The 22,829-nt window shown below is 69.9% G+C and carries 21 protein-coding genes; 8 read left to right on the forward strand and 13 right to left on the reverse strand.

The window, feature by feature from the left end:
- From LAO51_10840 to LAO51_10855, 4 genes are all read right to left on the reverse strand, one after another.
- Positions 1–572, reverse strand: a 572-nt coding sequence (locus tag LAO51_10840; protein MBZ5639233.1) for a hypothetical protein, incomplete at its 3' end; no start/stop codon positions are given.
- 56 nt (positions 573–628) lie between these two features.
- Positions 629–6,532, reverse strand: a complete 5,904-nt coding sequence (locus LAO51_10845) for a hypothetical protein (GenBank protein ID MBZ5639234.1) — start codon at positions 6,530–6,532, stop codon at positions 629–631.
- A 151-nt stretch (positions 6,533–6,683) separates the two neighbouring features.
- Complete coding sequence (locus tag LAO51_10850; protein MBZ5639235.1) at positions 6,684–6,950, reverse strand: YciI family protein; 267 nt, start codon at positions 6,948–6,950, stop codon at positions 6,684–6,686.
- Positions 6,951–6,971: 21 nt separating this feature from the next.
- Entirely contained in the window at positions 6,972–8,372 is a 1,401-nt protein-coding gene (locus tag LAO51_10855; GenBank protein MBZ5639236.1) for an MBL fold metallo-hydrolase, read from the reverse strand.
- 205 nt (positions 8,373–8,577) lie between these two features.
- Here LAO51_10855 and LAO51_10860 point away from each other — a divergent pair, with 205 nt between their 5' ends.
- On the forward strand, positions 8,578–8,805 hold the full coding sequence (locus LAO51_10860) for an Rdx family protein (GenBank protein MBZ5639237.1): 228 nt from the start codon (positions 8,578–8,580) through the stop codon (positions 8,803–8,805).
- A gap of 84 nt (positions 8,806–8,889) precedes the next feature.
- Positions 8,890–9,795 carry a proline dehydrogenase family protein gene (locus tag LAO51_10865; protein ID MBZ5639238.1) on the forward strand — a complete coding sequence of 302 codons (906 nt, stop codon included), beginning with the start codon at positions 8,890–8,892 and terminating at the stop codon, positions 9,793–9,795.
- A gap of 39 nt (positions 9,796–9,834) precedes the next feature.
- Here LAO51_10865 and dnaJ read toward each other — a convergent pair whose 3' ends face one another.
- Positions 9,835–10,911, reverse strand: coding sequence for a molecular chaperone DnaJ (dnaJ, locus tag LAO51_10870; protein MBZ5639239.1), 1,077 nt, complete (start codon positions 10,909–10,911; stop codon positions 9,835–9,837).
- A gap of 151 nt (positions 10,912–11,062) precedes the next feature.
- On the opposite strand from dnaJ, the gene LAO51_10875 reads away from it, so the two are divergent.
- Positions 11,063–11,293 (forward strand): hypothetical protein, encoded by a 231-nt coding sequence (locus tag LAO51_10875; protein MBZ5639240.1) that lies wholly within the window; start codon positions 11,063–11,065, stop codon positions 11,291–11,293.
- Between the two features lie 10 nt (positions 11,294–11,303).
- Here LAO51_10875 and LAO51_10880 read toward each other — a convergent pair whose 3' ends face one another.
- Positions 11,304–12,728: a sigma-54 dependent transcriptional regulator gene (locus LAO51_10880; protein MBZ5639241.1), complete on the reverse strand. Its 1,425-nt coding sequence runs from the start codon at positions 12,726–12,728 to the stop codon at positions 11,304–11,306.
- Between the two features lie 7 nt (positions 12,729–12,735).
- A complete protein-coding gene (locus tag LAO51_10885) occupies positions 12,736–14,055 on the reverse strand; it encodes a PAS domain S-box protein (protein ID MBZ5639242.1) in 1,320 nt (439 codons plus the stop codon).
- Positions 14,056–14,233: 178 nt separating this feature from the next.
- Between LAO51_10885 and LAO51_10890 the strand changes: the two genes are divergently transcribed.
- From LAO51_10890 to LAO51_10900, 3 genes are read left to right on the forward strand one after another with little or no spacing between them, the layout of a single operon-like run.
- A complete protein-coding gene (locus LAO51_10890) occupies positions 14,234–15,100 on the forward strand; it encodes a carbon-nitrogen hydrolase family protein (protein ID MBZ5639243.1) in 867 nt (288 codons plus the stop codon).
- A gap of 29 nt (positions 15,101–15,129) precedes the next feature.
- On the forward strand, positions 15,130–15,588 hold the full coding sequence (locus LAO51_10895) for a hypothetical protein (protein ID MBZ5639244.1): 459 nt from the start codon (positions 15,130–15,132) through the stop codon (positions 15,586–15,588).
- On the forward strand, positions 15,588–16,307 hold the full coding sequence (locus tag LAO51_10900; protein MBZ5639245.1) for an HAD family hydrolase: 720 nt from the start codon (positions 15,588–15,590) through the stop codon (positions 16,305–16,307). Before LAO51_10895 ends, LAO51_10900 begins: the two co-directional genes overlap by 1 nt.
- Here LAO51_10900 and LAO51_10905 read toward each other — a convergent pair.
- Positions 16,304–18,172 (reverse strand): tetratricopeptide repeat protein, encoded by a 1,869-nt coding sequence (locus tag LAO51_10905; GenBank protein ID MBZ5639246.1) that lies wholly within the window; start codon positions 18,170–18,172, stop codon positions 16,304–16,306. The two genes, LAO51_10900 and LAO51_10905, sit on opposite strands and share 4 nt — an antisense overlap.
- A gap of 43 nt (positions 18,173–18,215) precedes the next feature.
- Entirely contained in the window at positions 18,216–19,040 is an 825-nt protein-coding gene (locus LAO51_10910; protein MBZ5639247.1) for a hypothetical protein, read from the reverse strand.
- 351 nt (positions 19,041–19,391) lie between these two features.
- Between LAO51_10910 and LAO51_10915 the strand changes: the two genes are divergently transcribed.
- Complete coding sequence (locus tag LAO51_10915) at positions 19,392–19,865, forward strand: Rrf2 family transcriptional regulator (protein MBZ5639248.1); 474 nt, start codon at positions 19,392–19,394, stop codon at positions 19,863–19,865.
- Here LAO51_10915 and LAO51_10920 read toward each other — a convergent pair.
- The 4 genes from LAO51_10920 to LAO51_10935 form a co-directional block, all read right to left on the reverse strand.
- Positions 19,806–20,192 (reverse strand): DUF302 domain-containing protein, encoded by a 387-nt coding sequence (locus LAO51_10920; GenBank protein MBZ5639249.1) that lies wholly within the window; start codon positions 20,190–20,192, stop codon positions 19,806–19,808. The two genes, LAO51_10915 and LAO51_10920, sit on opposite strands and share 60 nt — an antisense overlap.
- A gap of 8 nt (positions 20,193–20,200) precedes the next feature.
- Positions 20,201–20,392 (reverse strand): DUF2892 domain-containing protein, encoded by a 192-nt coding sequence (locus tag LAO51_10925; GenBank protein MBZ5639250.1) that lies wholly within the window; start codon positions 20,390–20,392, stop codon positions 20,201–20,203.
- Between the two features lie 99 nt (positions 20,393–20,491).
- Positions 20,492–20,752 (reverse strand): zf-HC2 domain-containing protein, encoded by a 261-nt coding sequence (locus LAO51_10930; protein MBZ5639251.1) that lies wholly within the window; start codon positions 20,750–20,752, stop codon positions 20,492–20,494.
- A complete protein-coding gene (locus tag LAO51_10935; GenBank protein MBZ5639252.1) occupies positions 20,749–21,360 on the reverse strand; it encodes a sigma-70 family RNA polymerase sigma factor in 612 nt (203 codons plus the stop codon). The genes LAO51_10930 and LAO51_10935 overlap by 4 nt, the downstream gene beginning before the upstream one ends.
- 120 nt (positions 21,361–21,480) lie before the next feature.
- Here LAO51_10935 and LAO51_10940 point away from each other — a divergent pair, with 120 nt between their 5' ends.
- The gene (locus LAO51_10940; GenBank protein ID MBZ5639253.1) at positions 21,481–22,827 is read left to right on the forward strand and encodes a TolC family protein; all 1,347 of its coding nucleotides are present in this window, start codon (positions 21,481–21,483) and stop codon (positions 22,825–22,827) included.
- Positions 22,828–22,829 lie beyond the last annotated feature (2 nt).

Below are 22,829 nucleotides of genomic sequence, written 5' to 3' on the forward strand. Positions count from 1 at the left end.
AGCTGCGCGGCCGCCGAGTCGAAGTTGATGGTCGTGATGACCGTGCCCGTGTGGTCCTGTACCGTCGCTCCGCTGAACGTCAGGTTCGTCGTCCCGGGCGCGGTAGGATCCATCTTGAACACGAGGCTGAGGATCGTCGCGCCCTGAGCCCCTACGCCGTTCCCCGTCCCGCCCAGCTTGGACGCCCCGACCACGACCTTGTCGCCGCTGATCGACGCCAGGACCGACTGGTCGCCGGTCAGGGCATCCCCCTTGGTCGCGTTGACGCTCCGAACGATCGAGGGGTTGGAAAGCACGACGTCGAACGAGAAGGCCGACAGGTCCGTCGAGGTCGTCGGGCCCCCCAGCTTCACGTCGACCTGGATCAGGCTGCCCGGGGAGGTTCCGCCGGAGGACAACGTGACCAGGTCCGGCGCCGACGAGGTCCCGCTCCCGTGGAAGATCGGGACCTTCGTCGGCTGGAGAACGCCGCCCCCGCTGCTGCCGCCGCAGTCCAGGACCAGGGGCAGACAGGCGACGATCAGCGCCAACAGCAGGGTTCGCTCCACCGTGCGACCGTGACCTCGGAACATCGTATGTCTCCTCTGCTCGCTCATGCCCCTCGTCCTTCGCGGCTCGTCGTGCGCGATCATTTCGCCACCGACCGGCCGAAGAACTGCGCCAGGAACGCGAGATCGTCCCCGTCGACCTTCCCGTCCTGGTTGAAATCCACGGCCTTGTCGAAATTCGGGTTCACTTCCTGGAACGTCGGAGGCACGCACGTTCTGGTCAAGAGCGACGTCGCCCAGGCACGTCCCAGCCTCGAGAGATCCAGGCCGTCCACCCGGCCGGAGAGATCGGCGTCGGCGTTCATCAGGGGGACTTCGCACGCGTCGCCGATGCCGTCGCCGTCGTAGTCCGCCTGGCTCGGATTCTTGACGTCGGGACAGTTGTCACAGGCGTCGCCGACGCCGTCCCCATCACGGTCGGCCTGGTCCGGGTTGGCGACGCACGGGCAGTTGTCGCCGGCGACCGGGCTTTGGCCCTCGCTGGGGGTGACCCCGCAGCCGCACGATCCCTGTAGCGTCGCCTGGGGATCGCACGTGTCGATGACCGCCCCGATGCCGTCCCCGTCGGAATCCGGGAACGCGCAGCTCGTGAGCGATTCATCCACTTGGCCGTCGCAGTTGTTGTCCAGGGTGTCGCACTTGGTCTCCGTGTCCGCTTGGTACGCCGCATCGCACGTCTGCGGCGCGGTGCAATCCGAGTTCGTCTGGCACTTCTTGGTGGGCTCCCCGCTGCACACCTTGGCGGTCAGCGTGGGCTCGCAGCTCGTGAGGACGCAGGTCTCCGCGCCGGTGCAGGTTTCCGCCCCGACGCACGTCTCGTTGGGATAGCAGTCCGCATGGGTGCGACAGGAATTGCCCAGAATGCTGCAATGCCCCGCCGGACACTGAGTATCGACGGTGCAGCCGAGCGTCGTCGTGCCGCTGCACACTTTCAATGGCTGGCAATCGGCCTCGACGTTGCAGTGTCTGGACGCCGTGACGCTGCACGCCCCTTCGAACCCCGGTACCGTGCACGCCTTGGCCGTGTTCGCGCAAACCCCGACCCCGCAGCTCTTGAAGCCATCATCGGCCACGCCGCTGCAGTCGTTGTCGACGTTGTCGCACGTATCGTCGGTGACGCCGGGATTGATCGCGGCGTCGAAATCGTTGCAGTCGTCGCCGACGGAGGCATAGGCGCCGTGCCGGATGCAAGTGCCCTGCAATGCGTGGCAGTCGCTGTTCTGGCTGCAGAGCTTGCTGGGGTCCAGGCTGCACACCGTGAATGGCTGGCAGGTGTATCCGGGGCAGTCGGCGTCGACGCGGCACGGCTGGTTCATGTCGTTGCTGCACACCTTGATGGGTTGGCAGACTCCCGAGACCGAAACGGCGGAGACCCCGTGGCCGTCGGCGTCGGCGTCCCGGTACCAGGTCCCGAGCGGGAGGCCATCGTCGATCTCGCCGTTGCAGTTGTCGTCGACCCCGTTGCATAGCTCGGGGGCGCCGGGGTAGATGCTCGCGTCGTGGTCGTTGCAGTCGCAGGCGTTTTCGACGAGGAAGACGCACGTCTCGGACTGCGGGCAGTCCGCGTCATGCTGGCACTGCTGATCGCGCGTCGCGCTGCACGTGCCGTGTCCGGACTCCGGCAAGCAGCTCTGTTTCGTGAGATTCGGGTCGCCGAAGGTGTCGCCGTCGCCGTCCACGTACACCGTCTCGATGGGGAGCCCCTCGTCGACCACCCCGGGGCAGCTCTCGCCACCGACGCAAGTATCGCCTGTCTGGCAGTCCGCGTCGGAGTGGCAGGAGGTGCTCGTTGCGATGCTGCACCTCCCCACCGGGCAGTCGCCGTCCTTGAAGCACACCTGGGTGCTCGTGACGCTGCACGTCCCCTGGTTGCAGTTGTCATTGATGTGGTTGCATTGCTCCGGCGCGCCGGGGTGGATCGCAGCGTTCAGGTCGTTGCAATCGCCGCCGACCGAGATGTAATCGACCTGGCGATCGCATGCCTGCGTCCCGGGACAATCCTCGCTCGTGCTGCACTGGACGCTCGGGCTCTCGGCGCACACCTTGTACGAGAGGGGCTGGCACCCGGCGACCACCCTCGAGGAGTCGCCGTAGTGGTCGCCGTCGACGTCCGGGTACCAGGTGCCCGTCGGGAGCCCGTCGTCCACCGCACCGTTGCAGTCGTCGTCGATCCCGTTGCAGATCTCGGTGAAGCCGGGGTGAATCGCGGGGTTCGTGTCGTCGCAGTCGCCGCTGGTGGAGAGGTACTGCCTATCGCGGCTGCACGTCTCCGAGCCGACGCACGTCTCGAAGTTCTGGCAGACGCTGTCGTCCCTGCAAGCGATGCCGACGCATCTTCCGGCGACGCACGTCTCGCCGGGGTTTGTGGCGCAGTCAGCATCGACGCTGCAGGTCTCGGCCTGCTTGGGCTTGCAAGTCCCCGCGGGACAATCGAAGTCGTTGAAGCACTGGGTCAGGAACGAGACGCTGCACTCCTTGTAGGGCAGCGGCGACAAGCACGCCGCCACGGCGTCCGTGTTGCTCCCGTACCCGTCACCGTCGGCGTCGTTGAACCAGGTGGGGACGGTCACACCTTCGTCGATCTGCCCGTCGCAGTTGTCGTCGATCCCGTTGCAGATCTCGACGGCGCCGGGGTGAACGTTGGGGTTCCCGTCGTTGCAGTCGTTCAGGGCCGGATTGGTCTCGCACGAACGGTAACCGTCGCCGTCGTGGTCGACGTCCTGCTCGATCAGGTAGCTGCCGCCGCTGCCCAGCATCGGAATGACGGTTCCCGAGAACCCGACCCCGCCCCACACCACCATGTAGCTGCCCGTCCAGACCGCGGTGTGCTGCGATCGCGCGATCGGGGTCCCGACCGACGACGTGGGAAGCCAAGCGCCGGACGTCGTGTTGTACCGCGCGCCGGAGTCGAGATCCGCCGAGCCGTCGTTGCCGCCCCAGACGATCATCTGCGTTCCGGTCCAGACCGCCGTGTGCCAGAACCGGGCCGAGGGCGCTCCGGTGGACGCCAGCGCGGTCCACGAGCCCGCGCCCTGATCGCCGGCCGGATCGAAGATCGCCCCGGTTCCGAGCGCGGATGCGCCGTCGGTCCCGCCCCACGCGATCATCTGCGTTCCGGTCCAGACCGCCGTGTGCCGGGATCGCGCCGACGGCGCGCCCGTGTCGGGAAGCGGCGTCCAGGCATCCGTGGCCGGATCGTAGACGCTCCCCGTGGCGAACTTGACGCCGGAACCGGCTTCGCCCGCCGTGCCGTCGTCGCCTCCCCAGACGACCATCTTGTCGGGGGTTGAAATCGCGGTGTGCTCGAAACGACGGGAGGGGGCGCCCCTCAGCACGCAGACCTGCTGCGCCGGGAGGAGGCTCGAGCACTCCGCGTCGTTGTTGCACACCGTGGAGATGGACACGCTGCAGGTGTTGGCCGGCACCGACTCCCACGCGTTCGCCACCGGATCGTACCGGGCCCCATCGCCGAGGGCGATCGTCGCCCCCTGCTCGTTCAAGCCCAGTCCGCCCCACACCACCATCCGAGAGGTGGTCACGGTCCTGTCGGTCGAGGGCTGCGCCCAGGCCAGCCAAACCGCGGTGTGGCCCCAGCGCTTTGGGGGCGCCGGGATCCCGGACGGCGGGTCGAGCGCCATCGTGCGCCAGCCATCCACCAGCGGGTTGTACCGCCGCCCGTCCCTGAGCGGGCCTTCCAGGTTCGTCTCCGGGTCGAACCCCCATCCACCCCAGACGATCATCTCGTCGCCGGTCCAAACCGCCGTGAGCATCCTGCGACCCGAGAGGCCGGCCGAGGGTAGCGGTACCCAGACGTCGAGCGCCGGGTCGTACCGCGCGCCGGATCCGATGTTCGAGACCAGATCGTTGCCTCCCCACACGACCATGTCCCTGCCGGTCCAAACCGCCGTGTGCTGGTACCTCGGCCGGGGCCCGAAGTCGGTAGGCGTCCACGTGTTCGTCGTGGGGTCGTACCGTCCGCCGGTGCTCGTGGCGTCCGAGCCGGTGGGATCCGAGGTGCCTCCCCAAACGACCATGCGGGTACCGCTCCAGACCGCGACCTGGTCACCGCGGACCGACGGCGCGCCCTCCTGGGAGATGGGAGTCCAGATCCCGAGGGCGGGGCTGTACGAGGCGCCCGAGTTCAGGAACCCGGCGTCGCTGAAGCCGCCCCACACCAGCATCCTGTTGCCGATCGAGACCGCGGAATGCCGGTAACGCGCGTCCGGGGCGCCGGCTTCCGAAGTGGCCTCCCAGGTGTCGCTCACCGGATCGTAGCTTCCGCCCGTTCCGAGAGCCGTGCCGGGATCCGCACCCTGACGCCCGCCCCACACGACCATCCGGCTCCCGACGACGACCGCGGTGTGGTCCCGTCGCGCCAACGGAGCGGGCGTCAGAGGGGTCTCGGTGCTCTGGGCCTCCTCGACGAAGGTCGGGGTCCAGGCATCGTCGTCGAGGTCGTACCGGCTCCCGCTGTTGAGATCGCTCGCGCCGTCGGTGCCTCCCCAGACGACCATGATGTCGCCCACCAGGACCGCGGTGTGCTGCACGCGGGCCGCGGGTGCGCCGGTGGAGGGGATCGGCGTCCAGGCGTCGGCGACCGGGTCGTACTTCGCCCCGTCCCCGAGAGCGATCGATTCGCTGCTCCCGATGAAGGACGAGCGGCCCCCCCAGACCAGCATGACGCCGTGATTCGACGACCAGACCGCCGTGTGGCCCGACCGGGGACTCGGGGCGCCGGAGAGCGACGTCGCGGCCCAGGTGTTCGAGATCGGATCGTACCTCCCCCCGGAGTTGAGGAGGAAAGGAATGCCGCTGCCGGTATCGAGACTCTCCCCGCCCCAGACGACCATCTTGTCGCCTGCCCAGACCGCGGTATGCCCCTTCCTGATGTCCGGCGCCCCGTCCAGGTTCACGGGGGACCATGTGTCGATCGCGGGATCGTAACGGAACCCGTCGTTCCAGGGAAATCCAGCGTAGTACCCGCCGAACACGATCATCTCGGTGCCCGTCCAGACGGCGGTGGCCCCCGTGCGCGGCAGTGGGAAGTTCCGTCCGAGCGACCTGTTGTTCCAGACGTCATCGGGGCACACGTCGACAGGGGCGGCGGCCTTCCCGGAGGAGGCCGCGGCCGTCGTCGAGCGCATCGTGGGGAGCGTCGCCCCCTCGCGGGCCACCGCACGGACGGAGGCGGGGTCGAGACTCCCCACGATCTGGCTCCACCAGTCCTCCCGGCTCCGCTTCGGAACCGAGAACACGGCGAAGCGCGCCGACCCGGCGCCCTCGGCGAGGAGCACCCTCACGACGAACAGGCCCTGGGCTTCCTCGACGGGACCGACCTCTCCCACTCTTCGCGGCAGCGCGGCGCGCGTCCGGGCGAATTCCGCCGGCGGCACCTCGACCGCCCCTCGGCTCGCCGTCTTCGCCTCGGCGGAGCGGGCGCGGACGATCTCGACCACCGAGCGACCCGGGCGCGGCACCTTCGGATCGATGGCTCCGCCGACCAACCCGCCCCGGAGCGTCTCGGCCGCCCTTCGCTCGGCCGCGTGGAGCGCGCCGTCCCCCTCGAAGAAGTTGCTCACGAGCCGGGCCGCGATGGCCGGTCGGGCGAGGCATTCCCGCACCGTGAAGGGGTCGTTGCCGAGCGCCGCGAACAGCTCCAGAAGGCGCTGGGGCATGCGGGTGCCGGACGACATGCGCTCCAGCTCCCGGTCGAGCATCTGCGCCGTGATGGGCGTGCGCCATACTTTCTCGAGCGCGGCGGACTGCTCGAGATAGGTCCGGACCTTGGACGCCAGGATCTCGCGGGTGACCACGGACTCGAAGGAGCGGGTCGCCCCCACCTGGTGGGCGTAGTAGACCCGCTCGATCGCCTCCTGGGCCTTGACGCGCTGCTCGAAGGTGAGTTCGCGCGCCTCTGCGCCGGCGAGGCACAGAGGGAGCAGCGCGAACACCAAGGCTGCCGCAACCAGGATCCTGGTTCTCATCGACACTCCTCCACGGTTTGAAGGGCATTGTGTACCAGCGGCCAGGGGCGCTTGTCAAATACGCGGGGAAATACTTGCGGAGTATCTGCCGCTCGATTCGGAGCCCGGGCGGGACCGTTGCCCTCCGCGGTTCTCGGCCCCGGGGCCGGGGTCAAAGCGAAAGCTCCTCCCATTCGCGGAGCATCCACGTCGCGAGCCCGTCCTCCACCAGAGGGCTCGACCGGGCGACCGCCTCCGCCTCGCGCCGGTCCGCCGCCTCGAAGATCTCGAGGAAGCCGTCCCCGTCCCCCAGCTCCCCTGCCGCCCGCAATCGCCCGTCCGACTTGAGCCGCCTGAGGTGCTCGAGGTGGCCGGCCAGCGCCTCCTCGAGCTCGGAGGGCGGGACCGTCACGAGAAGCGTGCGAACCCAGAAACCCATCGTCACCTCGATTCTCGGCGCTCAGAGCCGGGTCTTCTCCAAGTACTCGGGGACCACGACGGCGGCGGACAGTTCCCCGCGGATCCGTCCCGCGAGGTCCTCGAGTCCCGCCGGCTCACCGTGGACGAGGTGGACCCTGCCGGGCCGGTGCCTCGAGGAGCGGAGCCATCCGAGGATCTCTCCCCGGTCGGCGTGGGCGGACAGGCTGTCCAGCGTCTCGATCCGGGCGCGGACCGAGATCTCCCGTCCGTGGATCCTGACGCTCCGCGCTCCTTCCTGGAGCGCCCTGCCCCGCGTGCCCGCCGCTTGGAACCCCACGAAGAGCACGGTGGTCCGGTGGTCCACGAGCTTGAACTCGAGGTGGTGCAGGATCCGTCCTCCCTCGGCCATTCCGGACGCGGAGATGATGATCGCCGGGTAGGCGATGTTGTTCAAGGCCTTCGAGTCCTCGATGCTGCTGGCCAACCGGACCCCGTGGAGTCCCAGCGGATCCTCCCCGTTCGCCGCCAGGGCGCGCATCTCGAGGTCCTGGGCCTCCGGGTGCTCGGTGACGATCCGAGTCGCCTCGATCGCCATGGGGCTGTCCAGGTAGATCGGCACGTCCTCCGGCAGCCGGTCGTCACGGCGCATCTCGCGAAGCAGGTAGAGCAACGTCTGGGTCCGTCCGACGGCGAACGCCGGAATGAGAAGCGTCCCGCCCCGCCGGACGGTCTCGCGGACCAACGTCTCCAACCGGTCCTTGGGATCCTCGCGGGGATGGTCACGGTCTCCGTACGTGCTCTCGAGGATCAGGTGGTCGCAGGCGGGAAGCGGGGCCGGGTCGGGGAGAATGGGCTGCCCCGGCCGGCCCAGATCGCCCGAGAACAGGAGCACGGACTCGCGACCGCCGCCGTTCGGTACCCGGATGCGCACCTCCACCAGCGAGGCGCCGAGGATGTGGCCTGCCGGGTAGAACCGGATCGACAGTCCGTCGTGGACTTCGAGGGTCCGGTCGAACGGCACCGGGCGGAGGAACGGCAGCGCCCTGCGGGCCTCCTCCTCGGTGTACAGGGGGAGGGCGGGCGTGTGCTTCGAGAATCCCTTCCAGTTCGCGAACTTCGCGTCCTCCTCCTGGAGATGCCCGGAGTCCGGGAGCAGGATGCCGCACAGGTCGCACGTCGCGGACGTCGCGAGGACCTTCCCTTCGAAGCCGCGCCGGACGAGCACGGGAAGGTAGCCGGTGTGATCGAGGTGGGCGTGCGTCAGGACCACCAGGTCGATCTTCGCGGGATCGACCGGAGGCGCCTGCCAGTTCCTGAGGCGCAGGTCCTTGAGCCCCTGGAAGAGCCCGCAATCCACGAGCATCCGGTACCCGTCGTGCTCGACCAGGAATTTCGAGCCGGTGACCGTGCCCGTGCCGCCCAAGAAGGAGAGCGTGCCCATGCCGCAGCCTTTCCCGGCCGTGCCGCGCGGCGGCCGACCCGCCGGACGCGATCGGAGCGGGCCGGGATCGTAGCACACCGCCACTCGCGGCTCGCCGCCCGAACGGCGCTCGTCAGGTCGGCGGCGGGAGCGCTCATTTGCTAGGATGACCCCCCGATCCGGCGGTCCGCTCCGGGCGGCCGCGCGACATAGGAGATATCTCGCGATGCGCATTCGAATCGAATACTGCACGGAGTGAAACTACGAGCCCCGGGCTGCCGGTCTGGCGGCCGAGCTCAAGAAGGCGCTGGGCGTCGAGAGCGACATGGCGCCGTCCCACGGCGGGGTGTTCGAGGTCACCGCGGACGGACGGCTCGTGTTCTCGAAGAAAGCCCTGGGTCGATTCCCGAACGAGGGAGAGGTCCTGACGCTCCTCCGTGCCCGGAAGAGCTGAAGCGCCCCTCGCATCCTCGGGAGCCCGGCGCCACGGCCGCGCGTGCCGCCGCCGACGCGAGCGACGGTCCGCCTGAGGTGAGACATGAGCCTGCTCGACCAACTCGTCGCGTTCACCCTTCCCGCCGTACCCAAGCCCATTGTCGGGTACTTCTCCAAGCGATACATCGCCGGACCCGATGTCGAGGACGCGTTCCGGGTGGCCCGGCGCCTCGGGGAGCAAGGGGCGTGCGCGACGTTCGACATCCTCGGGGAGTTCATCACGACGGCGGAGGAGGCGCGGACGAACACCGGCGCCTACGTGGACCTGGTACGGCGCATCGTGGGAGAGAGGTTCGCGTCGGTCAACGTGTCGGTCAAGCTCACGGCCCTCGGGCTCCTGCTCGACCTCGATCTGTGCCTCGACAACCTGCGGAAGCTGGCGGGAGTGGTGCGCGAGGCCAAGGGGTTCGTCCGGATCGACATGGAGGATTCCCCCTGCACCGACCGGACGCTCGCGGTCTATCGAACGCTTCGCCGCGAGTTCCCGGGGACCTTCGGCGTCGTCCTCCAGTCCCGGCTCAGGCGGACGCTCCACGACGTGGACGACCTCACGGACGAGCCGGCGAACTTCAGGCTCTGCAAGGGAATCTACCTCGAGCCGCGGCCGATCGCGTTCACCGACGCGGAGCTGATCCGGCGGAACTTCACCCTGGTGCTGGACCGGATGTTCGAGCGGGGGGCGTACGTCGGGATCGCGACCCACGACGAGACCCTGGTGTGGGAGGCGATGAGACTGATCCGCGAGCACCGGCTCGCTCCCGACCGTTACGAGTTCCAGATGCTCCTCGGCGTGGACGAGGAGCTGCGGCGCGTCATCCTCAAGGAGGGCCATCGCCTCCGGGTCTACGTCCCCTACGGGCGCCAGTGGTACGCCTACTCCGTGCGGCGCCTGCGGGAGAACCCCCAGCTCGCCGGCTACGGGTTCAGGGCGATCTTCAAGAAGGCCTGACGCGCGAGGCTCTCCGCGAGACCTCGAGGGAGCCGGCCCTCACGGGGCCGGGTCCGGATGGAGACGCGCGAACTCCTCGAGGATCTCGCGCGATCTCGCGTCGAGCCTCTTCGGCGGGACGATCTGAACGATCGCGTAGAGGTCCCCCGCCGGGCGCCGGCCGGAGGCCGGCACCCCTTTCCCCTTGAGGCGCAGCTTCTGTCCGCTCCTCGTCCCCGGCGGGAGCGTGATCGTGGCGCGCCCGTCGAGGGTCGGGATCGCGATCGTCCCGCCGAGGGCGGCGCGCGCCAGACCCACGGGAACCTCGCACAGGAGATCGTTCCCGTCCCTCCGGAACACTTCGTGCGGATCCACCTGGATCCGGAGGTAGACGTCCCCGGGCGGGCCGCCCGCGACCCCCGCGTCCCCCTTCCCGGCCAGGCGCACGCGGCCGCCGTCCTCGATCCCCGGCGGGACCCGGACCTTCAGGCGCTCCTCCGTGGGGACGCGACCGCCGCCGCCGCAAACGGGGCAGGGGGCCGCGCCGATTCGGCCGGAGCCACCGCAGGTTCCGCACGTCAGCGAGACCTGGACACCCCGCCGCCGCTGCGTGCGCCGCCCGGTCCCCCGGCAGTCCGGGCACTCCCGCTCGCCCCCACGGTCGCTCCGCCCGCTGCCGCCGCACTCCGTGCACAGCGACTGCCTCGGCAGGACGACCTCCACGGTGGTTCCCCTGACCGCGTCGAGGAAGGGGATCCGGATCTCCGTCTCGATGTCCTGCCCGCGGCCCGGTCGCGGCGGCCGCGAGCGCCGTCGCCCCGTGCCGAAGAGGTCGAAGAAGTCGGTCACCTCTCCGAACCCGAAGTTGCGGAAGTCGAACCCGGATCCCGCAAACGGATCGAACCCCGGGCCGAAGGCCTCGTGGCCTCCACGGTCGTACTTGGCCCGCTTTTCCGGATCGGAGAGGACGGCGAACGCCTCCGCCACCTCCTTGAACTTCTCCTCGGCGGACTTGTCCCCGGGATTCACATCCGGGTGGAACTTCCGTGCGAGCTTGCGGTAGGCGGCCTTGAGCTCCTTGTCCGACGCGGTCCTCGGCACTCCGAGGAGCTCGTAGTAATCCTTCTTCGTGGCCATCGGTGCCGAGCGCCCTCCGGACCGCCTTGACCCGCCGCGCGACGATAGGACTCGAGTGTATCGTCGTCAAGTCCGTGGGACCGCGACCGAGCCCGCTTTGCCCCGCCCGGGGGCCTTGTCTATCCTGCGCGTTTCCCGGGGAGTATCGCGAATGAACACCCAGCAGTTGATCGCCTACCTGAATGCGTTGACGTTCGGCGACCTCGCGGCGCTCGGGTCCAAGCTGGAGGAGGCGCGATCGGCCTGCTCCGCGCTGGGACACGGGGAGATCGCGGAGGTGATCGAAGAGGCGGACGTCGCGCTTCGGGGAGGAGACCTCAAGACCTACCGGCGGAAGCTCCAGACCGCCGTCGCCCGCCTCGGCCACGTGAAGAACGCGTGAGGGGAGGGGATCACAGGAACCCGAACTTCTTCATCTTGTAACGGAGCGCGTCCCGGCTGATGTTCAGGAGGCGCGCGGCGTGGGTCTGGTTCCCGCTCGTCCGCTCCAGCGCCTGCTTGACGAGGTCCCGCTCCACCTCCTCGAGCGTCACGCCCGCGTCGGGGAGCCGGAACGCGCCGTCGCCGCCGTCCTCCGCTCCGGGCTCCGCCGTTCCGGGCCCGTAGGAACGGGGCTCGTCCGCCCCCTCCGGCGAGTAGAGCACGATCTCGCGCGGGAGGTCCTCGACCTCCACCTGCGGCTTGGTCTCGAGGATCATCGCCCGCTCGATCACGTTGCGCAGCTCGCGGATGTTCCCCGGCCAGTCGTAGCGCATCAGGCACCGGAGAGCTTCGGCGCTGACCCCGTGGGTGCTCTTCTTGAACTCGCGGTTGAAGAGGTCCAGGAAGAACGTGACGAGGTGCGGAATGTCGTCCTTCCGCTCCTTGAGCGAGGGGAGGTGGATCGGGATCACCTTGAGGCGGTAGTAGAGGTCCTCACGGAACTGTCCCTGCCGGACCACCCGGTCGAGATCACGGTTGGTCGCGGCGATGATCCGGACGTCGACGTGGATGTCCCGGGAGCCCCCGACGCGCTTGAACGTCTTCTCCTCGAGGAATCGCAGCACCTTGGCCTGGAGCGCGAGCCCCATGTCGCCGATCTCGTCGAGGAAGACCGTCCCCCCGCCGGCCAGCTCGAGGAGTCCCTTCTTCTGCAGCTTCGCGTCGGTGAACGCGCCGCGCTCGTGGCCGAACAGCTCGGTCTCGAGGAGCGTCTCCGGGAGGGCGGAGCAGGTGATGTTCATGAACGGCTTCTCGGAGCGGTCCGAGGCGAAGTGGATCGCCTTCGCGACCAGGTCCTTGCCGGTCCCCGACTCCCCCTGGATCAGGACCGTCGTGGCCGCCGAATCGGCCACCTTCCGGATCATCGTGAACACGTCCTGCATGGCGACCGAGCGGCCGATGATGTTGGAAACTCCGTAGGCGTTCTTCTGTTCGGCCCTGAAGCGCTTCACCTCGCGCCTCAGGCGGGTCCTCTCGAGGGCCTTCTGGATCGACGCGACCAGGTCCCCGTGGTCGAACGGCTTGTTGACGTAATCGTAGGCGCCGAGCTTGATCGCCTCCACCGCGCTGTGGATCGAGGAATGCGCCGTCATCAGGATCACCGTGGTATCCGGGTAGAGGTCCACCGCGCGGCGGAGGACCTCCATCCCGTCGATGTCCGGCAACTTGTAGTCCAGGAGGACGAGGTCGACCTCCTCGTCGCGGAGGTGGTCGAGCGCCGCCTGCCCGGTCTCCACCGCGCTGGCCTCGTACCCGTCCTTCTGCAGACGCTCGCGCAGGGACCAGCGGATCAGCTTCTCGTCCTCGACGATGAGGATCTTCTCTTTGTCGCTCACGCGCGCCTCACGCGTTCCTGGGGAGCGCGACGACGATCTCGGCTCCACCCTCGGGAAGGTTGCCGGCCGTGATGCTGCCGCCGTGCGCGTTGACGATGTTGCGGACGATCGCGAGCCCGAGCCCCGTTCCTTTCGAGCGCGTCGTGAAGAACGGCTTGAAGATCTTGTCGGCGTTCTCGGGCGGGATCCCCGGCCCCGTGTCCCGTATCCTCACCCGCACCTGACCGTCGTCCGCCTCGGTCGTGATGGTCGCCGTCCCGCGATAGTTCATCGCCTGGAAGGCGTTGAGGAGGATGTTGAAGAAGACCTGCTCCATCTGCTGCGCATCCAGGAGGATCCGCGGCATCGGCTCGGCGTAGCGCCGCTCCACCACGACGCCGCGCGCCTGGGCGTCCCCGAGCAGGACCGACAGGACGTGGTCGACCGCGCCATGGAGGTCCGCGGGCTCGAGGCGCGTCGCGGGCGGACGCGAGAACAGGAGCAGGTCGCGGAGCGTGCGGTCGAGCCGGTCGATCTGCCGGTGGACTTCGACGGAAAGCTCGTGCCTCGGGTCATCGCTCGGGACCAGCTCGGAGATGATCTCGCAGGCCCCACGGATCCCCGCCAGGGGGTTCTTGATCTCGTGCGCCACCGATGCGGCCAGCTCGCCCACCGCCGCGAGCCGCTCCGCATCGACGAGCTTCGCCTCCATCTCCTTGATCCTCGAGACGTCGCGGACGATCCCGGTGCTCCCCAGGTATTCCCCCGCGGCGTCGACGATCGGCCACCGGGTGATCCGGACCGCGATACGGCGACCGTCCCTGTGGAGATGCTCCACCTCGTGGTCGCGGACTGCGCGGCCCGATCGGACGATCGATTCGGTGCGGTCGAAGTCCTCCTGGGCCTCGGGCCCGGGAGGGTGCAGGACCCGGCCGCTCCGCCCCACGATCTCGTCCGCGGTCCACCCGTAGATGCTCTCCGCGGCCCGGTTCCACGAGGTGACGCGCGCATCGGGATCGATGGTCACGATCGCCTCCGCGGAACTCGAGATGAGCCGCGACAGGAAGTCCCGTGTGGATTCGAGCGCCTCGTTGTGCGCCCTGAGCTTGGCCTCGTAGTCCCGCCGGTGCCGAAACGCGAGATAGGCGATCAACGAGGCCATCGCGAGGCTGATCGCGGAGGCGCGGATGACCGAATAGGCGTCGTAGCCGAAGGGGGACAGCCTCGCGCGGATCGGCGGGTCGAGCCACCGCGCGGCCGCGACGAGCGCCGCCATCGTGACGGGCGGCAGGACGATGAAGTGCCACAGCCGCACGCCGTGGCGGAAGAGGAATCCGCCGCCCCGCACTTCGGTCGCGAGGTCCCCTTCTGCGCCTTGTGCTTCCGTATCGTTCAGCTCCGGCTCCGGGCTCAGCGAACCTTAAGGGTCCACATTATAGCCTCCCCGTGAACGGTGCGCCGTTTGGCGCACTTCCTTGCCGCTTCAAAAAGGGGATTGGGCGGTCTATGCTCGCACCGAGGGGGAGATGCGTGTGAGCTCGATCGTCCCACCCTGGCGTGTCGCGGCCGTCCAGATGACCTCCACCGAGAACCGGGTACGTAACTTGGGCGTCGCGGAGTACCTCGCCCGCCGGGCGGTGGATGCGGGGTCGAGCCTCGTGGCGTTTCCCGAGCATTTCTCTTCCGTCCCCGCCGACGACGGGTCGCCCGTCCGCCTCGCGGAGCCCCTGGAGGGACCCCTCACGCGCTGGCTGCGCAACCTCGCCACCGAGCTGGGCTGCTACGTGCTGGCCGGGTCCTTCATGGAGAAGATCGCGCGGAGCCGCAAGGCCTACAACACGTCGGTCCTGGTGGGGCCCACCGGGGAGATCCTGGCCATGTATCGGAAGCTCCACCTGTTCGACCTCCGTGCGCCGGGCCGCGCCGCGCTCCTCGAGTCGCGGATCACCGCTCCGGGAGTCCGGCCCGTGACGGTGGAGACTCCGCTGGGGAAGCTGGGGTTGTCGGTCGGCTACGACCTTCGCTTCCCGGAGCTCTACCGGCACCTCGCGCTCGACGGGGCCCGGGTGCTCTTCGTCCCGGCGGCGTTCACCGAGCACACCGGTCGCCATCATTGGATGCCCCTGCTCCGGGCGCGGGCGATCGAGAATCAGTGCTGGGTGGTGGCGCCGGCCCAGGTTGGACGACATAATCCCCGTCGCGCGTCCCACGGCCACACCGCGGTCATCGACCCGTGGGGGGACGTGGTCGCACTGGAAGAGAGGGGAGAGGGCGTGCTCTCGGCCGAGATCGACTTCGGGAAGCTGGAGAGCATCCGCTCGTCCCTCCCCTGCCTCGAGCACGTCCACCCGCACCTGCTCGGGCGGGAGCCCCGACGCCGCGGGCGCCCCTGAGCGGTAGGACCGGAGGCCCGGCGAGCGCGATGTTCTGTCCCGAGTGCGCCAGCGAATACCGGCACGGCATCGAGCGGTGCGCCACCTGCGGCGTCCCGCTCGTCGAGCGCGCCCCCGCATCGGCGGGCGCCCCGGCGAGGACGGAGGCGTCCGGCGCCTCCCTGCAACTCGACGCGGAGCCCACGGTGAGCTACTGCGGCTTCCTCTCGCTCGACGAGGCCCGCCACGCCAGGGACCGACTCCGGCGGGACGGGATCCGGTCGGACATCGTGATCCGCGAGGCGTCGGGCGCCGACCTCCTGGAGCCCGCCGCCGAGGAGTACTGGCTCAGGGTCCCTCCGAAGGCGTTCGAGGCGGCGACGCGGATCCTCGGGTACGACGAACCCGCCGACGTGGAGGACGTGCCGTTCAACTGCTCGGCCTGCGGGCAGGAGGTCTCCGCCAACGCGACCGCGTGTCCCCATTGCGGCGAGCGGTTCGAGGATTGATGGACGGACCGTTCTCGAACGAGCGCCCGCGACGATTCGACACGGTGCTCTTCGACGCCGGCGGCGTGCTGCTGGATCTCGATTACGCGTACCTGAAGCGGCTCCTCGAGGCGCGCCGCCTCGAGGCCACGGAGGACGCGCTGGAACGCGCCGAGGCGATCGCGCGCACCGCGATCGACCGCCACGTGCGAGAGGGCGGCTCCTCGGGAGACGCCTGGCGGGACTACTTCAGGGTCATCTTCGGCCGGGTCGGCGCCCCGCCCTCGCTCCACGAGGAGCTGATCGACGCGCTGTGGGAGGCGCACCAGCGCGTGGGGCTTTGGACGGTTCCGGTGCGGGGCGCCGTGGACATCGTGTCGCGCCTTCACGGGGCCGGCTTCCGCATCGGGGTCGTCAGCAACGCGGAGGGTCGGGTTGAGCGGGACCTGGCGTCGGCGGGATTCGCCGGGATCCTCGACGCCGTGGTGGACTCCCACGTCGTCGGCGTTGCCAAGCCGGACCCGCGGATCTTCGCGATCGCGCTGGAGCGGCTCCGCGCGCGACCCGACACCGCGGTGTTCGTCGGGGACGTTCCCGCCGTCGACGTCGTCGGAGCGCGCGCCGCGGGGATCGCGCCCGTGCTCCTCGACCGTCACGATCTCTACCCGACCGCGGACGCCCCACGCCTCCGCTCGCTCGACGACCTCCCGGGATGGCTCGAGGGCGAGGCACCGGCCTAGCGCCCGCCGTCGAGCTCGGCGAGACTCCTCCTCGCCCGTCCTCGGACCGCCCCCGGCAGGTCCGGCCTCGACAGGAGCCCGCGGTAGATCGCCGCGGCGCCCGCCCGGTCGCCCCGGATCTCGCGGAGGAGTGCATTGGACAGCAGCCCGGGGATGCTCAGAGGATCCTCCGCCGCGACGCTGGCCAGGACCTCGCGCGCCTCGTCGATCCTGCCGGCCGAGAGGAGCGCACGCCGGCGGTCGACCCGAAACGCGCGGTCGCCCGGGTCGAGACGGGCGCCGGCGGCGTACGCCTCGAGAGCCGCCGCGGTTCGCCCCTCCTGCTCCAAGAGTCCCGCGAGCGCCTTGAACGGCTTCGGGTTCGCCGGCGAAAGCTCCGACGCGCGCCGAAGGTGCTCCATCGCCGGGCGCCGCTCCCCCCGGGCGGCGAGGAGGAGGGCATAGTCGTAGTGCATCTGGGCGTAGTCGGGGTAGATCGCGAGCGCCGCCTCGTAGTGCCGCGCCGCCTCCTCGGTCCTTCCGGCCGCGTGCAACGCGATCGCCGCGCCGGCGTGGAGCTTCGCCGACCGCGGCTCCACCTCGACGTCGCGGAGGGCGAGGGTGGCGTTGTCCGAGAAGGCGGGCACGCGCATCCAGGTGCGGACCGCGAGCGCCACCAGGAAGATGGCGGTGACCGCGGGCACGAGGGCGCGGCGCGCCCCGCAGTCTCTTGCGCCCCGCACCCGCTCGAACGCCCATCCCGCGAGCAGGCACGGCCCGAGCAAGGGAAGATAGGCCAAGCGCTCGGCCATCACCGTCCCGGTCGGGAACACGAAGTTGGAGACCGGCAGCAGGAAGACGAGCCAGGCGCCGATCGAGACCGCCAGCGTCCGTGAGCGGCGGAGCGCCAGGAACAGCGCCGCGAGGAGCGCCGCGATCAGCAGGAGACCGGCGAGGAACCTCGGATCCGCCGGGGACGAGACCACCGGGATCGCATCGAAGGAATGGTCGGACGAGAGTCGGGCCGGCCAGATCACGAGCGCGGCATAGCGCACCAGCACCCACGGCGCGGTGAGGAGGCGGGGGACGGCCCCAAGGGCCGCCGCAGGGTTGTCGAGAAACGCCGCGTCCTCGGCGCCGCTGAGCCCTCCCAGCGCGTGCGCCCTCAGGACGAGGTCCACGCCGACCGCGACGAGAAAGCCGGCGTACGAGGCCAGGGAGAACGGCGCGAGCCGGGACCGCGGGCGCTCGCGCCGGCGAGCCGCGTCGTCCAGGGCGATCAGCAACGGCGCCGCGATTGCACCCTCCTTCGAGAGGATCGCCGCGAGGTACCAGAAGGACGCGAGGGCGGCCCAGGCGGCGCGGGCCGCCCTCGCCGCGGAATCCGCCGATCGCCGGTGGCAGAGCCAGGCGCAAAGCACTCCGGTCGCCGCGAGGATCTCGGCGCGGCCGGCGACGTTCGCGACGGCCTCGGCATGCAGCGGGTGGACCGCGAAGACGAGGCCCGCCACCGTGGCGCCCCGCGTCTCGAGCCCCGCCCGGCGCGCCACGAGCCAGGTCAGGAACGCGACCATCGCGTTGAGGAGCACGTTCAGGAGATGGAAGCCGGCCGGACCCGGGCCGGTGAGCGCCAGGTTGATCGCGTACGAGGAGATCGTCACCGGGCGGTAGAGCCCCGACTCCCCACCTCGCCCCGGCCAGTAGGGCCTGGCGAAGAGCGCCGGAACCCCCGAAAGCGAGCGGATGTCGGGGTTGTCCCGAACGACGGGAAGATCGTCGAGCGCGAACCCGTTTCGGCACGCGCCCAGGTAGACCGCGAACGCCGCCACGGCGACGAGCGACGGGAGAAGGAGCGCTCTCCTCAGCCGGTCCACCCGGGAGGTCACGGGCCCCTCCGGGGCGGAGTCCGCGCCCGGCGGCGCGCGCCGATCAGAACGTGTAGGCGTACCCGACGATGAGCCGGGCGTCCGGCGCCGCGTCGGTGAGCCCGGCGGAGATCGCCGCCCGGATGATCCCACGGTTCAGCGGGCGCCAGTTGACCCCGAACAGGAGGCGGAAGTCCGAGTCCGACTGTTGCCGGAAACGCTCGGACTCCATGTTCGCCTCGCCGACCAGGCCGACCTGGTCGGAGACCGGGAAGATGACTCCGGCGCCGAGGACGGCCGACGTCTTCCCTTCAATGCGCGCGCCCTCGATATGACCGTCGCCGTTCATGCGAAGCCCGAGGTGAGCGGAGAAGATCGCCTCAGGAAGGCGGTAGCGCATCGCTCCGAATCCCTCGATCGAGAAGGCGTCGTAGCCGAGCCCCGCAGTATCGTCTCCCGTCGGGACCGTCGCGAGGCCTCCCACCGCGAACTCCGCGCGACCGGCGGCGGTCCCCAGGTGCCATTTCCCCCACACGTCGAGGTCCGTGGCGCCTGAGCCGTCCGGAATGTCGTCGTCGGCGGACGTCTTGCCGAAACCGACGTGTCCACCCACTTCGAGCTGGGTGACCGGCCTGAAGGCGGCGGTCAGCGTCAACGCGGTCACGTCGACGTGTTCGTAGCTGGCGAAGTCCAGGCTCCCCTCCCACCACTGATTCGGGACGATGGTGGCATCCTCCGCGAACGCCTGGAACAGGCGATCATCGCTGGTTATCGGCTTCGCGGCGCCCGCGGGGCCGGCGGCGCTGGCTCCGGCGGCAAGCATTAGGGCGAGAACGAGCGCCGACACGGCGGGAAGCGCACTCCTGCACTTGCGCGGCTCGAGCCTCATAGCGAGATTCCCTCCTCCGTAGGGCCCGATCCGGGCCTCGTTGACGACTGCCGGGCACGCCGCATGTCTCCGCGACCCGCCCGTCATGTTGGCGGCCATTGTGTGTGCGGGGCCGCTCATTGTCAACTGCAAGACGCGCGCCCATGCGCGAGTGCCCGCAGTGGGAGCGAACTAGCGCGCATCTCACGCGGCCCACGCCGGAAGGTACTGGTATAAGTTACCGAATTGGTGTAGTATTCGGACCCAAAGCCCCTGGCACGTCTTCTGCGAGGCGTGTCCCCGGGACGAATCGAAAGGAGGCCCGCCATCGGACTGCGACTAACGAATGCCGGCGACTATGCCATCCGGGGCATGATCCATATCGCTTCCACGGCCGACGGCGTGGTGTCGTTGCGCAGCGACATCGCCGAGGCGCAGGGGATTCCTCCGAGCTTCATGGCGAAGATCCTCCGCAGTCTCGTGCGGGCTCGCCTGCTCCGCTCTTCCCGCGGGGTCCACGGAGGCTTCGCGCTGGCCAGGGCCGCTTCGCGCATCACGCTGCTGGACGTCGTCGAGGCGATCGAGGGACCGCTGTCGCTGACCAACTGCACCCCCGATCCGGCGGGGTGCGCGCGATCGGACGACTGCCCGGCGACCTCGGTCTGGCTCGAAGTGCAGCAGAAGATGGCGGAGGTCCTGAATAGCACGACGCTCGAGAGCCTGACCCTGGTGCACAAGCGCACCGCACGGCCGGCGGTTGCCCACGGAAGCGACGGGGACCGCAGGTCACACGGACGCGATCACTCGGGCAAGGCGCTCGGCGACCTCGCCAGCCACCGCCGATAGATCGGCCTCGGGAAAGAGGGAGGCCATCGCGGTCGCGTTGACCGCCTCGATTCTCGTATGCCCTGGATCGGTCTGCCGCACCACCACGTTGCACGGGAGCATGAGCCCGATGGCGGGCGCGGCCTCGAGCGCGCGGTGCGCCAGCGGTGGGTTGCACGCGCCGAGGATCACGAACGGTGTGAAGTCCACTCCCAGCTTCTCCTTCAGGGTGGCCTTCACGTCGATCCGGGTAAGGATGCCGAAGCCCTCCTTCTTGAGCGCTTCCTCCACCTTCGCGAGGGCGACGTCGTAGGGCAGGTCCACGGTCTTGCCGATCCCGATGTCCATGGGCCCTCCTAGTCCTCCCGCACGCCCGCCGTTCGAAGGATCCAGATCATCGGACACCAGCCGCTGAACGCGGACTGGAACAGATTGAGCCCGACGAACGCCGTGAAGAGGTAGAACCACGGGCTCACGAACGCGCCGAGAGCGACGGACAGCACCACGAACAGACCCGCGATCATCCTGAGCCGGGCGTTGATTCCCATCGCGTTCCCCTTTCCTCGGGGCCGCCCGCGGGGCCCCACTCGCACCCGGAGATGCAGCACCGGGGAGCGAGGATACACGGGGCGGGACGCGCGGCCCCGTCAGCGTCGCCCGTGGAACTTCTCGTACGCCTCGGCACAGGACCGCTTGACGTCCTCCGGAAGGCGGGGCTGCGGCAGGCTCCCGATCTGGGCCACCGTGTTCCGGAGCGATCGAAGGAACGCGACGCACGGCTCGCAGTCGGCCATGTGGCTCTCGATCTCGGCGCACGCCGCCTCGTCCAGCTCGTCGTCGAGGTACTCCGAGAGCCGCGCCAGCAACTCCCGGCACGCCTCGGAGCCGTGCTCGTGCGCGCCGGTCATGCCTTTCTCCGGCCCGCGGCGTCGCCGGCCAGCGCGGCTTCGAGCCGCTGTCTCACCATGAGCCGAGCCCGGTGGAGCCTCATCTTCACCGTGGTCACCGGAAGCGACAGCGCCTCCGCGGTCTCCTCGATCGACAGGTGCTCCATGTCGCGCATGACCAGTACGATGCGATAGTGGGGCGGAAGGTCACCGATCGCGGCCTGCACCCGCTCCCTCAGGCGGGTCCTCTCGAGACTCTCGTCCGGGAGCGCGCCCGGATCCGGGATCTCGATTCCCGTCCCTTCGCCCAGACGCGGAGCCAGCTCTTCCAGCGACAGCTCCCGGGCCGGTTCGAACTTCCCCTTGCGCCGCTTCATCAGGCACGCGTTGGACGCCACACGGTAGAGCCATGAGCGGAGCGCTTCGGGATGCTCGAGACCCTTGAGCGACAGGTAGGCCTGAAGCAGCGTGTCCTGCGCGACGTCCCGCGCGTCCTCGGTCTCTCCGCACACACGCCGGCCGAAGCCGTAGATCCGATCGCCGTACGCCGACACGAACTCCTCGAAAGCCCCAGGCTCGTCGCGGCGAATCCTCGCGAGAAGCGTCGCGTCGTCCGTGGCCGATGCCATTCGCCCACCTCCCTCCGGAATGGTAACACCCGGAGCCCCCTGCGGGGCCGCGCCGTATCCCCCGCCCGGTCCGCTGCATCCTGACGGTGGGCGGCGGTCGGCCGCCCGTGGAGGCATCGAATGAAGTCCCGCCCGATCCTCGCCGGACTCGCGCTGGCGCTTGGCGCCTCCGCGCGGGCCGGCGAGCCCCTGACGCCCGACTCGGCCGTCGCCCTCGCCCTTCTCAACCACCCCGCGCTCCGAGCGGCGGACCGGGAGGTGGACGCGGCGAGGGCGGACGGAAGGCTGGCGCGCAGCGGATGGCTCCCCCGGGTCGACATCACCGAGGACTGGATGCGGTCCACGAACCCCGTGTTCGTCTTCGCGTCGAAGCTCGGCCAGCAGAGCTTCGCGATGGCGGACTTCGACCCGGGCGCGCTCAACCACCCCGATCCGTTCACCAACGCCGCGACGCGCGCGGTCCTTCGCCAGAACGTGTGGGACGCGGGGCGAACGCGCCTCGCCTCGAAGGCCGCGACCCTGGGGGTCCAGGCCTCTTCGGACTCCCGCGCCCGGACGCGCGACGAGGTGGCTTTCGGCGCGTTACGCGCGTTCTGGGACGCGGTGCTCGCCGGTCGGACGCTCGAGGTCGCTCGATCCGCCGAGGAGGCGGCGAAGGCCAACGCGAGTCTCGCGAAGCGGCACGAGGAGGAGGGACTGGCGGTGCCCTCCGACAGGATGTCCGCCGAGGTCCGCCTCGCCGAGGTGCAAGCCATGAAGATCCGGGCCGAGCAAGGCATTGCCGTCGCCCGGGCGGCGTTGCGGCAGGCGCTGGGCCTCTCGGAGGATCGGGAGTTCGATCTCGTCCCTCCCCCGGTCGAGCCCGCCCCCGGGGACGGCGATCCCGAGTCCCGGGTCGCAGAGGCACTCCTCCGCCGTCCCGACCTGCGCTCGCTCGACGCCCGGCTCCGCCAGGCCGGGATCGGCGAGCGGATCGCGCGCAGCCACCGGCTTCCCGAGATCGGGGTCGGCGCTCAGGTCGAGTGGAACGGGCGGGCGCCGCTCCCATCGGAAGGGAGCAACTGGACCGCCGGGTTCTCCGTGCGCGTGCCGGTGTTCGACGGCGCCGAGACCGCCGCCCGCGCCGCGCGGGCCCTGGCGGATCGCGAAAGGGTCCAGGCCCTGCGGGAGGCGATGGCCGAGGGTATCCGGCTGGAGGTGCGCGCCGCCTGGGCGGACCGTAACGCCGCATCGGAGCGGCTCAAGGTGGCCGAAGCGGCGCTGTCGCAGGCGGAGGAGGCGCTCCGGATCGTGCGCGACCGCTACGACGAGGGGATGGCCGCGATGGTGGAGCTGCTCGGGGCCGAAGCGGCGCGGACCGCAGCCCAGGGGAGCCGCGCGTCGGCGGCACGCGACCTGGCGCTGGGCACGGCCGCGCTCGACCTCGTCACCGGCCGCGGCGTCGCCGTGCCGGTGGAAGGTCGTTGAGA

The sequence above is a fragment of the Terriglobia bacterium genome (genome assembly GCA_020073205.1).
Classification (GTDB): Bacteria; Acidobacteriota; Polarisedimenticolia; order Polarisedimenticolales; family JAIQFR01; genus JAIQFR01.